The sequence below is a fragment of the Hylemonella sp. W303a genome, from assembly GCF_046452315.1.
Classification (GTDB): Bacteria; Pseudomonadota; Gammaproteobacteria; order Burkholderiales; family Burkholderiaceae_C; genus Hylemonella.
The window spans coordinates 66,521-79,851 of record NZ_JBKFDG010000004.1; the positions used below are offsets into that span (position 1 = coordinate 66,521).

Genomic DNA, 13,331 nt, shown 5'->3' on the forward strand with positions numbered 1-13,331 from the left:
GTCTTTGCCCCCTGGAGGTCCGCCATGACGACGCCTGCCACCGAATTCACCCGTGTCCACAGCCTGCAGGTCGCGACCGCGCTGCACCGTTTTGTTGAACAAAAAGTGCTGCCCGGCACGGGCGTGGACAGCGCCAAGTTCTGGGCGGGCCTCGACGCCATCGCCCGCGACCTCGGCCCCAAGAACGCGGCCCTGCTCAAGAAGCGTGACAAGCTGCAGGAAGAGCTGGACGCCTGGCACAAGGCCAACCCTGGCCCTATCACGGCCGGGAAAAACATGAAGGCTTACCAAGCCTTCCTGGAAAAAATCGGCTACCTGGTGCCCGCGCCGAAGGACGTGCACTGCGACACGAGCAATGTGGACGCCGAACTGGCCGTGCAGGCCGGCCCACAGCTGGTGGTGCCCATCCTGAACGCGCGCTACGCGCTCAATGCGGCCAATGCGCGCTGGGGCTCGCTCTACGACGCGCTCTACGGGACCGATGCCTTGCCTGAGGATGGACCGGGCTACAAAGGCGCCACCAAGACCGGCCCGGACGGCAAGGGCTACAACCCCGTGCGCGGCGCCAAGGTCATCGAGTACGCGCGCCATGTGCTGGACCGCGTGGCCCCGCTGGCCCCCGCGCAAGGCAAGCCGGCTTCACACGTCGGCTCCAAGGCTTACGCCGTGCTGGGCGGCAAGCTGCTCGTGACACTGAAGGACGGACGTCAGGCCACGCTGGCTGAAGCCGGCAAGTTCATTGGCTACCAGGGCAGCGCCGCCGCGCCCAGCGCCATCCTGCTGCGCAACAACGGCATCCACATCGAAATCCAGATCGACCGCAGCACGCCCATCGGCCAGACCGACCCCGCGGGTGTGAGCGACTTGCTGGTCGAAGCCGCGCTCTCGACCATCCTGGACCTGGAAGATTCCGTGGCCGTGGTGGACGCCGAAGACAAGGTGCTGGCCTACGACAACTGGCTGGGCATCCTCAAGGGCACGCTGACCGAGACCGTCAGCAAAGGCGGCAAGACCTTCACGCGCCGCCTCAACCCCGACCGCGTCTACCAGGGCGCGAACGGCGAAGAGATCAAGCTGCACGGCCGCAGCCTGCTCTTCGTGCGCAACGTGGGCCACCTGATGACGCACCCGGCCATCCGCTACGCCGACGGCAGCGACATGCACGAAGGCATCATGGACGCGGTCATCACCACGACCATCGCGCTGCACGACCTGCAAGGCCTCACGAAGAACGGCATCCGCAATTCACGCACCGGCAGCATCTACATCGTCAAACCCAAGATGCACGGCCCCGAGGAAGCGGCCTTCGCCTCCGAATTGTTCGCCCGCGTCGAAGCCCTGCTGGGCCTGCCCGAGAACACGGTGAAGCTGGGCATCATGGACGAGGAACGCCGCACCAGCGTCAACCTCAAGGCCTGCATCGCCGCCGCCAAGAGCCGCGTGGCCTTCATCAACACCGGCTTCCTGGACCGCACGGGCGACGAGATGCACACCGCCATGCACGCTGGCCCCATGATCCGCAAGGCCGCCATGAAGGGCACCGCCTGGATCGACGCCTACGAAAAACTCAACGTGTTGGTCGGCCTGGCCACCGGCCTCAAGGGCCGCGCGCAAATCGGCAAGGGCATGTGGGCCATGCCCGACCTGATGGCCGCCATGCTGAAGCAGAAGATCGTGCACCCGCTGGCCGGCGCCAACACCGCCTGGGTGCCCAGCCCCACGGCCGCCACCCTGCACGCGCTGCACTACCACCAGATCAACGTGGCCGCGCTGCAAGACCAACTCGAAAAACAAGCCCAGGCCAAGAACTTCAAGCAGATCGAAGAGAAAGAACTGGCCCGCCTGCTGACCGTGCCCGTGGCCGGCAAGCCCGGCATGAAAGCGCCCTGGACCGCCGCCGAGATCCAGCAGGAAATCGACAACAACTGCCAAGGCATCCTGGGCTATGTGGTGCGCTGGATCGACCAGGGCGTGGGCTGCTCCAAGGTGCCCGACATCCACAACATCGGCCTGATGGAAGACCGCGCCACCCTGCGCATCAGCAGCCAGCACATCGCCAACTGGCTGCTGCACGGCGTGGTGACCGAGAGCCAAGTGCGCGCCGCCTTCGAGCGCATGGCCGCCGTGGTGGACGAACAGAACAAAGGCGACCCGCTGTACAAGCCCATGGCCGGTAACTTTGAAACGTCCATGGCCTACAAGGCAGCGACCGACCTGGTGTTCAAGGGCCTGGAACAGCCCAATGGCTACACCGAGCCGCTGCTGCATGCCTGGCGCTTGAAGGTGAAGGCCGCGGCCTGATCAACGATCGCACGATCACACCCAAGGCCGAGGAGGCACAGAGACCCACGGCGCCTGCGGGCGCCGTTTGTTTCCTGCATGGCCAGCGTGAAGCCTCGTCACGCTCCGGGTCCAGCGTGTGCGTGCCCCTGGGCCATACTCCCCGCTGGCGCCCCTTCGAGCGCCGCGACCACAAGGAACAAGCGTGCAATCTGCCCATGAAGCATGGTTCGACGAGGCGTATTACCAGCGCTACTACTTCGACAAGAAGACGCGCGTGGTGGACCCCGGCCATTTCGAGCGGCTGGGCACCTTTGTGTGCAGCTACCTCCAGTACCTGCGCGTGCCGGTGCGGCGTGTGCTGGACGTGGGCTGTGGCATCGGCCTGTGGCGCGAGGTGGTGGCCCGGCACTTTCCCGAGGCGCAGTACCACGGCGTGGAGTACAGCGAGTACCTGTGCGCGCGCTACGGCTGGGAGCGCGGCTCCGTCGTCGACTACCGCAGCACCGAGCCGTTTGACCTGGTGATCTGCCAGGGCGTGCTGCCCTACCTGAGCGCCGCCGACCTCAAGCGGGCGCTGCACAACCTCGCCACGCTGAGCCGCGGCGCCTTGTACTTGGAGGCCGCGACCCGCGAGGACTACGAGCGCGACATCATCGACGACACGCTGACCGACCCGCGCCTCTTTCGCCACCGTGCCCAGCTGTACCGGCGTGGCCTGCAAGAAGGCTTCACCGAACTGGGCGGCGGCGTTTGGCTCAGTCGACAGACCACGACGCCCCTGTTTGAACTGGAGAGCGCGGGCGAGCGCTGAGCGCCGCGTTTGAACGTGAGGGCCGCACGCTACAGTGCGCGCATGAAGCCCGCACGTTCTTCCGCTCGCACCTCTTCGCGCACCGCGTCTTCTCCCCAATCCCCCGTCCGCCTGCCCCGTCTGGACGCCCTGCGCGGCGCGGCCTTGGTGTGGATGGCGGGCTTTCACGCCTGCTTTGACCTGGCTTACTTCGGCTGGCTAAAGGCGGACTTCTACCGAGACCCGTTCTGGACCACGCAGCGCACGCTGATCGTCAGCCTCTTCCTGCTCTGCGCCGGGCTGGGGCAGGCCCTGGCCCACGCACAGCACATCGGCTGGCCGCGCTTCTGGAAACGCTGGGCGCAAATCGCGGGCTGCGCGCTGCTCGTGTCCCTCGGCTCGTGGTTCATGTTCCCCAGCAGCTACATCAGCTTTGGCGTGCTGCACGGCATGGCCGTGATGCTGCTGCTCTTGCGCTGGGCCGGGCCGCGACTGCAGCCCTGGCACTGCGCCGTGCTCGGCCTGCTGGCCGTGCTGCTGCCGCAGTTCATCCAGCATCCCTTCTTTGACACGCGCTGGACCAACTGGCTGGGCCTGGTGACGCACAAGCCCATCACTGAAGACTACGTGCCACTCCTGCCCTGGCTGGGCGTGATGCTCTGGGGTTACGGTATCGGTCGCTGGTTGCTGGCGCGCACATCAGGCCAACGCGCCGCACCCATGCTGGGCGGCGCGCTGCCCAAGGTGCTGGCGCCACTGGCGTTGCTGGGGCGTTGGTCCTTGAGTTTTTACATGCTGCACCAGCCTGTGTTGATGGGGGTGATGCTGGGTGTGGGGGCGGTGTTGGGCGCCTGACGACCTGCATCGCCCGCTTATGATTTTGATCGGCGTGGCCATCGCCCTGTGATCCGTGCCCGCCATACCCCGCACGCACCCCACCCGAGTCACCCAGAAAAAACGACGGCCCATGCCCATCAAGAAGTCAGATCTCTATTCCAAACTGTGGGCTTCCTGCGATGAACTGCGCGGCGGCATGGACGCCAGCCAGTACAAGGACTATGTGCTGGTGTTGCTGTTCATCAAGTACATCAGTGACAAGTACGCGGGCCAGCCCTTTGCACCCATTCAGATCCCACCGGGCGCCAGCTTTGCCGACATGGTGGCGCTCAAGGGCAAGAGCGACATCGGCGACCAGATCAACAAGAAGATCGTCCGCCCGCTGGAGGACGCCAACCGCCTGCGCATCAAGGCCGACTTCAACGACGACGCGCTGCTCGGGCAGGGCAAGGAGAAGGTCGACAAACTGACCAACCTGATTGGCATCTTCGAATCCAAGGACCTGGATTTCTCGAAGCACCGCGCCGATGGCGACGACATCCTGGGCGATGCCTACGAGTACCTGATGCGCCACTTCGCCACCGAGAGTGGCAAGAGCAAGGGCCAGTTCTACACCCCGGCCGAGGTCAGCCGCGTGATGGCCCAGGTGCTGGGCATTGCGCAGGCCAACACGACGCCCAACACCACCGTGTACGACCCAACCTGCGGCTCCGGCTCACTGCTGCTGAAGGTGGCGGAGGCCGCGCCCACGCCGGTCAGCGTCTACGGCCAGGAAAAGGAAGAAGTCACCAGCGGCCTGGCCCGCATGAACATGATCCTGCACCACAACCCCGGTGCGGTGATCGAGCAGGGCAACACCCTGGCCGACCCCAAGTTCCTCGATGGCGACCAGCTCAAGACCTTTGACTACGTGGTGGCCAACCCACCGTTCTCCGACAAACGCTGGAGCAATGGCGACGTGGTGGCGGTCGATAAGAAAAAGTACAAGCGCTTCGAGGGCTTCGGCACCCCACCCGACAAGCAAGGTGACTACGCCTACCTGCTGCACATCATCCGCTCGCTCAAGAGTACTGGCCGGGCCGCCTGCATCCTGCCGCACGGCGTGCTGTTCCGCGGCAATGCCGAGGCCGAGATTCGCAAGAATCTGGTGCGGCGCGGCCTCATCCAGGCCATCATCGGCCTGCCGGCCAACCTCTTCTACGGCACCGGCATCCCGGCCTGCATCCTCGTCATCGACAAGGCAGGTGCCGCCGCCCGAGTCAATTCGCGCCAAGGCATCTTCATGATCGACGCCGCACAGGGTTACATGAAGGACGGCCCCAAGAACCGCCTGCGCGAGCGTGACATCCACCGCATCGTCGACACCTTCACCACACTGGACGAGAGCGACCCCCGCTACGCCCGCCTGGTCGGCCTGGATGAAATCGAGAAGAACGACTTCAACCTCAACCTGCCGCGCTACATCGACAGCAGCACACCCGAGGACCAGCAGGACATCGACGCCCACCTGAATGGCGGCATCCCCGAGGCCGACGTGTTGGCCCCCGACACGCTGGGCCGCTACTGGGCAGTCTGCCCCCAGCTGCGCGCCGCCCTGTTCAAGCCGAGGCGGCCGGGCTACCTGGATCTGGCCGTGGCGCCCGCCGCCATCAAACCCACCATCCACCAGCACCCGGAGTTCCAGGCCCTCACCACGGCGATGAACCGGCACTTCGACAGCTGGCGCGCTGCGGCGGCCAACAGCCTCAGGGCGTTGGAGAAAGGCGCTTTCCACCCCAAACACCTGATTCGCGGTGCAGAAGGTCTGCTGGCCCACTACGAACACCAACCCACCGCCGTGAAGCTGATCGACCCCTACGCCGTCTACCAGCACCTGATGGACTATTGGGCCGAGACCATGCAAGACGACGCCTACCTGATCGCCGAAGACGGCTGGAAGGCCACGCCCTACCGGGTGCTGGAGACCAAGAAGAACAAAGACGGCTCACCGGGCAAGACGGTGGACAAAGGCTGGGCCTGCGACTTGGTGCCCAAGGCCTTGCTGGTGCAGCACCACTTCGCCGCCGAGCAGGCGGAGCTGGACCGGCTGAACGCCGAGCTGGAAAGCACGCTGGCCGCGCAGACCGAGCTGGAAGAAGAGCACAGCGGTGACGAGGATGTGTTCGGCAGCTTCGACAAGATCAACGACGCGTCAGTGAAGGCACGCGTCAAGGAGATTGGGCGCGATGCGGGTGCAAATGCGGACGCTGGCGACACGGCGGATGAACTCGCCGTGTTGAAGCAATGGCTGGCCCTGTCGGAGCAGGCCAGCGGCCTGAAAAAGCGCATCAAGACCCTGGACGTCGAGCTGGACACCAAAGCCCTGGCCCGCTACGCCACGCTGTCAACTGAAGAGGTGAAGGCGCTCGTGGTGGACCACAAGTGGATGGCCGCGCTGAGCGCCGCCGTGCACGGCGAGCTGGACCGCGTGAGCCAGGCGTTGACCGGGCGGTTGAAGGAGCTGGCCGAGCGTTATGGGCGGACGATGCCGGAACTGGCGCAGCAGGTGGACGAGCTGGAGGCGCGGGTGGCGGGGCATCTGGCGAAGATGGGGTTCGCAATCCTATGACGACCCTTAGCTATAGCGAACTGGCGAATGCTCACCTCAAAAAGACAGAGCTTGGCGACATACCCCAGGACTGGGACGCCATGACACTAGGAGATCTCTGTGAATTTGAGAATGGGGATCGAAGCAGCAACTACCCTTCCGGGCGAGACTTTTCGCACAGTGGCATTCCGTTTGTAAATGCAGGACATGTAGCTGATGGAAAGATCAATCTCGGCCGAATGGACTTCATTACTAGCGAGAGCTATTTCCGCTTAACGCGAGGGAAAGTGCGCTCCGGCGATATCTTGTACTGCCTACGCGGGTCGGTGGGGAAATTCGGACTAGTTCCTGAGGGCTTCGGACAAGGAGCTATCGCTAGCTCCCTTGTCATCGTGCGCCCTAAGCCCACAAGGCTTTCACGCGAGTATTTGGCTTGCTACTTTGGATCCAGCTTGTGCTCTCAAATGATCGAGAGCTGGGCTAGCGGCGCTGCTCAACCGAATCTCGGGGTGCAAGATCTCGCAAGATTCCGGATACCACTTCCTTCATCACCCTATGAACAGCAAACCATTGCAACAGCCCTCACCGATGCCGACGGCCTGATCAACTCGCTGGAGCAACTGCTGACCAAGAAGCGCCAGATCAAGCAAGGCGCCATGCAGGAACTGCTCACCGGCAGGCGGCGGTTGCCGGGGTTCCAAGGAAATTGGGGCGAGGCGACATTTGCCGACGTGGCCTTCATCGATCCAGAGAATCTCAGCAGTGGCACGCCTGCCGGCTTCTCTTTCAACTACATCGCGCTAGAAGGCGTGAATCAAGGACGGCTGGACTCATTCGCCGAACTCCAATTCGACAGCGCGCCATCAAGGGCCAGGAGAGTGCTGAGGGACGGCGACGTTCTGGTGTCGACTGTCCGACCAAACCTTAAGTCCCACCTGCTGCTTGATACGCTCCTCGGAAACTGGATTGCGTCAACCGGCTTCTCTGTTGTTCGCTGCAAACCAAAAATCGCTTGCCCGGGCTTTCTGTTCGCACTACTCTTTTCGGAGGTCGTCGAACAGCAGATTGATGCGTTGTTGACAGGATCAAACTACCCAGCAATCAACGGCCGGGATGTTGCCAACCTCGCCTTTACCTGCCCGCCCTTCGATGAGCAGGTCGCAATAGCACGAGCACTGTCTGACATGGATGAGGAAATTTCTGCCCTCGAATCCCGCCTCACCAAGGTCCGCGCCCTCAAGCAAGCCATGGCCCAAGCCCTGCTGACCGGCCGCATCCGTCTCGTGCAGCCCAACTTATGAGCAAGCCCTCCCAAAGCTACTTACCGCGTGATGCTCGGCCGCCAGAGCGTCCACGCCGCCGCGTGCCTGGCCGGCAGCTTCATCGGCGCCGACTACGAGATCAATCAGGACCTCAGCGCTCATTTGCCCGAGGCCTGGCGGCAGTTCAACTCCGCCTTCATCCCCGTCTACCTGGCCAGCCACCCCGACAAGAGCCGCATCGCGGCGGGCCTGGCCTGCGGCGCGCTGTGGACGGTGGCCAAGGGCATCCGGCCCGGGGACGTGGTGCTGAGCCCGGACGGCACGGGCGTGTACCACGTGGGCGTGGTCGAAGGCGAGTACCACCACGCGCCCGGCCAGGTGCTGCCGCACCGTCGCCCGGTGAAGTGGCTCCCGCTGACCATCGCCCGCGCCGCCATGAGCGAGGCGCTGCGCAATTCCACCGGCTCCATCGGCACGGTGAGCACCATCACCGACCACCACCAGGAGATCGAGCAGTTCCTGGCCGCCTATCGCGGCTCCATGTTTACGGGCCAGGCCGCGCCCAGCATCGTGGCCACCGACCCGGTGGTGGAAGACCCGGTGGCCTTTGCAATGGAGAAGCACCTGGAGGACTTTCTGGTGAAGAACTGGGCGCAGACCGAACTGGCCCAACACTTCAAGATCTACGAAGACGAGGGCGAACTGGTGGGCCAGCAGTACGGCACCGATGCCGGGCCCATCGACATCCTGGCCATCAGCAAGGACGGCCAGCGCCTGCTGGTGGTGGAACTCAAGCGCGGCCGCGCCTCGGACGTGGTGGTGGGCCAGATCCTGCGCTACATGGGGTATGTCAAAGAGCAGATCGCCGAACCGCACCAGACCGTGGAAGGCGCCATCATCGCGCTGGACGATGACCAGAGGCTGCGCTGGGCCCTGGCTGCGGTGCCCAGCGTCAGCTTCTACCGCTACCAGGTGAGCTTCAAGCTCATCCGGCACTGAGCGGTCGGGGCCTGCACGCGTCGAGCAGGTTTGGCTGCAATTATCCAGATTTATCTTTAAAAAGATAAACTACCCATACTCTGGATAAAAAGAGGTAATCGCATGATCGCGTACCACCGTACCGCGCTGGCGCAAGAACTGGTGCAGGCCTTGCAGGGGAAACCTTTGCTGGGCGACGCGCACAACGGCCTGTTCCTGGCGGCGCCGCGCCGAACCGGCAAAAGCACGTTTTTGCAGGGCGATTTGACGCCCGCCTTGCAACAGGCCGGCGTCGAGGTGGTGTACGTGGATCTGTGGGCGGACACCCGCCGCGATCCCGGCACCCTGATTGCCGAGGCCATCGCCCACGCCTTGCAAGCCCACCTGGGCCCGGTGGCGCGCACGGCCAAGAAGGCCGGCTTGAAGAGCGTCAAGCTGGCGGGCGCGCTTGAGATCGACACTAGCAAGATCGGCCAGATCGACGGCCTGAGTCTGGTGGACGCGCTGCGCAGCCTGCATGAGGCGGCGGGCCGACCGGTGGCGCTGATCATTGACGAGGCCCAGCATGCACTGACCAGCGAGGCGGGTGAGGTGGCGATGACGGCGCTGAAATCGGCGCGGGACCAGATGAATCAGCCCGGCCGGGTGAACCTGATGCTGGTGATGTCGGGCTCCGACCGCGACAAGCTGTTGCGCCTGGTCGTCAGCGCGGGGGCACCGTTTTACGGATCGCAGATCCAGGCACTGCCAGCGCTGGACACGGATTTCATTGCCCATGTGGCCGAGTTGGTGGAGGCACAGCGGCCTGACCTGGTGCCGGTAGACCGTGCCGCACTGCAAGCGGCGTTTGCCGCCTTCGGCCATCGGCCGCAGTTCTTCATGGCGGCCATGGGGGCGGTGCTCAGCCCGCTGTCGGGCCATAGCGGGCGCTTTGAACCGGCGTTGCAACAAGCGGCGCAAGACCAACAAGCGCAGGACGAAGCGCAGATGGACTCCGACTACCTGGGCCTCAAGCCCACCGATCAAGTGGTGCTTTGGCGCATGCTGGACCAGGGTCCGCGTTTCCGCCCGTATGACGCCGAGGCCTTGCGCTTTTATCGCGACAAGTTGGGGCGCCCGGTCAGCCCGCAACAAGCGCAGAAGGCGTTGGAGTCTCTGCGGCAGCGCACGCCGGCCTTGGTGTGGAAGTCGGCACGCGGTGAGTACGCCGTGGAGGACGCCGCCATGCACCGCTGGTTTCAGGCACGCCTGGACGCTGGGAGCTGGCCACCCTCGCCAGCACAAGGTAGCCTTGCTCTGGAAGATGACTGAAGGAACGCGCCATGGGCCGTGCATGCCATCGGACAAATGCTTTCGTATCGCAGATAAGCAGTCGATAGAACCCGGACGATAGAGCGCGACACTCCGATAAATCAAAGACTTATATCGACCACATGTCCACAGGGAGGGCCTGATGTCTGACGAGATTGGCAAACCAGAGCGGGTGACCCAGCAACGGGTGATCAGGCTCTTCACGCAGAAGTTGGGCTACCGCTACCTGGGCGACTGGAGTGAGCGCGCTGGCAACCATTGCATCGAAGAAGGTCTGCTGACCGCCCACTTGGAAAAACAGGGCTACAGCCCCGCCCACATCAGCGCGGCCCTGCACCAGTTGCGCACGGAAGCATCGGTGCACGGACGTACGCTGTACGCAGCCAACCAGGCGGTGTACCGGTTGCTGCGCTACGGGGTGTCAGTGAAGGTGGCGGCCGGCGAGGTGAGCGAGACGGTTCATCTCGTGAACTGGAAGCAAGCGGCCAACAACGATTTCGCCATCGCGGAGGAAGTGACGCTCAAAGGCGGCGGAATGTCGGGCCATGAGCGCCGGCCCGACCTCGTGCTGTACCTGAACGGCATCGCCGTGGGCGTGCTGGAACTGAAGAACAGCCGCGTGGGCCTGGCCGAAGGCATACGCCAGTGCCTGTCGAACCAGAAACCGGAGTTCAACGACTGGTTCTTCAGCACCATCCAGATTGTGATGGCGGGCAACGACTCGGAGGGCTTGCGCTACGGCAGCATCGAGACGCAAGAGAAGTACTTTCTGAGCTGGAAGGAAGACGAGACCGACAACAGCGGCTACAAGCTCGACAAGTACCTCGCCAAGCTGTGCAGCAAGGACAGGCTGCTGGAGCTGGTGCACGATTTCGTGCTGTTCGACGGGGGCATCAAGAAGCTGCCCCGTGTGCACCAGTATTTCGGCATCAAGGCCGCGCAGACGCATGTGAACCAGCGGCGCGGCGGGATCATCTGGCACACCCAGGGCGCGGGCAAGAGCATCCTGATGGTGTTGCTGGCCCGCTGGATTCTGGAAAACCAACCGGCCGCCCGCGTGGCCATCATCACCGACCGGGACGAACTGGACCGGCAGATCGAGCGCGTGTTCAAGGACGCGGGCGAGACCATCCACCGCAGCCAAAGCGGCCGCGACCTGATGGCCCAACTCGCGCAGCCCAACCCGCGCCTGCTGTGCTCGCTGGTGCACAAATTTGGCCGGCGGGGTGCGGAGGCGGGGGCAGACGACTTCGAGGCCTTCTTGCGCGACCTGGCCGCGCAGCCCAGCCAGACCCAGGGCGAGGTTTATGTTTTCGTGGACGAGTGCCACCGTACCCAAGGCGGCAAGCTGCACCGCCTGATGAAGGCCATGATGCCCAAGGCGGTGTTCATCGGCTTCACGGGTACGCCACTGCTCAAGAGCGACGCGCAGACCAGCCTGGAGGTGTTTGGAGGCTATATCCACACCTACAAGTTCGCCGAAGCGGTGGAAGACAAGGTGGTGCTGGACCTGGTCTATGAGGCCCGAGACATCGACCAGAAGCTGGGCAACACCGACCAGATCGACCAGTGGTTCGAGGCCAAGACCAAAGCCTTGAATAACTGGCAGAAGGACGAGCTAAAGAAGCAATGGGGCACGATGCAAAACGTGCTCAGCTCGCGCGCCCGCATGGACCGTGTGGTGGCCGACATCGTGTTTGACTTTGCAGTCAAGCCGCGGCTGTCGGACGAGCGCGGCAACGCCATTCTGGTGGCGTCCAGCATCTACGAGGCATGCAAGTATTTCGTGCTGTTCGGCAAGACGGTGTTCAAGGGCCGCTGCGCGGTCGTCACCTCCTACAACCCCCTGGCTTCCGATGTGAGCAAGGAAGAGACCGGCGCCAACACCGAAAGCGACAAGCAGTTCATCTACAACACCTACACCGAACTGCTGAAGGACGTGGTGACCGAGCCCGGCAAAACCAAGACCGAGACCTACGAGCAGCAGGTGAAGGAGCGGTTCATCAAGGCGCCCGCCCAGATGAAGCTGCTGATTGTGGTGGACAAGTTGCTGACAGGATTCGACGCACCGCCCTGCACCTACCTCTACATCGACAAGTCCATGCAGGACCATGGACTTTTCCAGGCCATCTGTCGCACCAACCGGTTGGATGGCGAGGACAAGGACTTCGGCTACATCGTCGACTACAAGGACCTGTTCAAGAAGGTGGAGAAGGCCATCGCGGTCTACACCGCCGAGCTGGACCACAGTGCGGGCGGCAGCGACCCGGAGATCTTGGTCAAAGATCGGTTGGAAATCGGGCGCGAACGTTTAGAAGACGCCATCGAGGCCCTGGCCTTGCTGTGCGAGCCGGTGGAGCCCCCCAAGGGCGACCTGGAGCACATCCACTATTTTTGCGGCAATACCGAGATTGCTGAGGATCTGAAGCTGCGCGAGCCCTACCGCGTGGCGCTCTACAAGGCCGTGGTGGCGCTGGTGCGCGCCTATGCGAATCTGGCCGACGAGCTGGAGGCGGCGGGCTACACGCCCGTACAGATCGACAATCTCAAGTCACTGCTGAAGCATTACCTGAACCTGCGCGAAATCATTCGCAAGGCAGCCGGCGAGACGCTGGACCTGAAGCCCTACGAGGCGGACATGCGCCACCTCATCGACACCTACATCGAGGCCCAGGCACCGCGGAAGATTTCGCCGTTCGACGGCATCGGCCTGCTGGACTTGATCGTCAAGACCGGCATCGCAGACGCGATTGCCGAGCGCTTGGGCGACATGAAGGGCAACAAAGAATCCATCGCAGAGACGATCGAGAACAACGTCCGCAGCAAGATCCTGAAGGAGCAGCTGACCGACCCGGCTTACTTCGCCAAGATGTCGGCGTTGCTGGACGAGATCATTCGACTGCGCAAGGAAAAGGCCATCGAATACGAGGACTATCTCGCCCGCATCGCCGACGTCGCCAGAAAGGTGAGCGCTGGCAAAGCCGACGACACACCCGTGCAATTGAAGACGCAAGGCCAACTCGCTCTGTACAACAACCTGAAGGACCACGTGGCCGTCAACGCCACCCTGGAAGCTGAGACGCAACCCTATGCCGGGAAGACGGCGGCGCTGGACAGGGCGCTGAAGCTGGACGCCGCCATCAAGACCAAACGACCCGACGGCTGGCGCGGCGTGGTAGCCAAGGAACAGATGGTGAAGCAGGCGATGTTCGAGGTGTTGCAGGACATCCAGGAAGTGAACCGCCTGTTTCCCATCGTTTTTGCCCAGAAGGAGTATTGACCC

8 protein-coding genes are annotated in these 13,331 nt (G+C 63.4%); all 8 read left to right on the forward strand.

Going from position 1 to position 13,331, the window contains the following annotated elements; translation table 11 throughout:
• Positions 1 to 24 precede the first annotated feature (24 nt).
• The 8 genes from ACLBKS_RS08780 to ACLBKS_RS08815 all read left to right on the forward strand — a co-directional run bounded on the left by ACLBKS_RS08780 (position 25) and on the right by ACLBKS_RS08815 (position 13,328).
• Entirely contained in the window at positions 25 to 2,301 is a 2,277-nt protein-coding gene (locus tag ACLBKS_RS08780; protein ID WP_410192430.1) for a malate synthase G, read from the forward strand.
• Positions 2,302 to 2,485: 184 nt separating this feature from the next.
• Positions 2,486 to 3,094, forward strand: a complete 609-nt coding sequence (locus tag ACLBKS_RS08785; RefSeq protein ID WP_410192431.1) for a class I SAM-dependent methyltransferase — start codon at positions 2,486 to 2,488, stop codon at positions 3,092 to 3,094.
• Between the two features lie 42 nt (positions 3,095 to 3,136).
• On the forward strand, positions 3,137 to 3,928 hold the full coding sequence (locus ACLBKS_RS08790; protein ID WP_410192432.1) for a DUF1624 domain-containing protein: 792 nt from the start codon (positions 3,137 to 3,139) through the stop codon (positions 3,926 to 3,928).
• A 112-nt stretch (positions 3,929 to 4,040) separates the two neighbouring features.
• Positions 4,041 to 6,518: an N-6 DNA methylase gene (locus tag ACLBKS_RS08795; protein ID WP_410192433.1), complete on the forward strand. Its 2,478-nt coding sequence runs from the start codon at positions 4,041 to 4,043 to the stop codon at positions 6,516 to 6,518.
• A gap of 80 nt (positions 6,519 to 6,598) precedes the next feature.
• Positions 6,599 to 7,798: a restriction endonuclease subunit S gene (locus ACLBKS_RS08800; RefSeq protein WP_410192741.1), complete on the forward strand. Its 1,200-nt coding sequence runs from the start codon at positions 6,599 to 6,601 to the stop codon at positions 7,796 to 7,798.
• Positions 7,799 to 7,828: 30 nt separating this feature from the next.
• Positions 7,829 to 8,758 carry an endonuclease NucS domain-containing protein gene (locus ACLBKS_RS08805; RefSeq protein WP_410192742.1) on the forward strand — a complete coding sequence of 310 codons (930 nt, stop codon included), beginning with the start codon at positions 7,829 to 7,831 and terminating at the stop codon, positions 8,756 to 8,758.
• 102 nt (positions 8,759 to 8,860) lie between these two features.
• Entirely contained in the window at positions 8,861 to 10,048 is a 1,188-nt protein-coding gene (locus ACLBKS_RS08810) for an AAA family ATPase (protein WP_410192434.1), read from the forward strand.
• Positions 10,049 to 10,190: 142 nt separating this feature from the next.
• Entirely contained in the window at positions 10,191 to 13,328 is a 3,138-nt protein-coding gene (locus ACLBKS_RS08815) for a type I restriction endonuclease subunit R (RefSeq protein ID WP_410192435.1), read from the forward strand.
• The last annotated feature ends 3 nt before the right edge of the window (positions 13,329 to 13,331 follow it).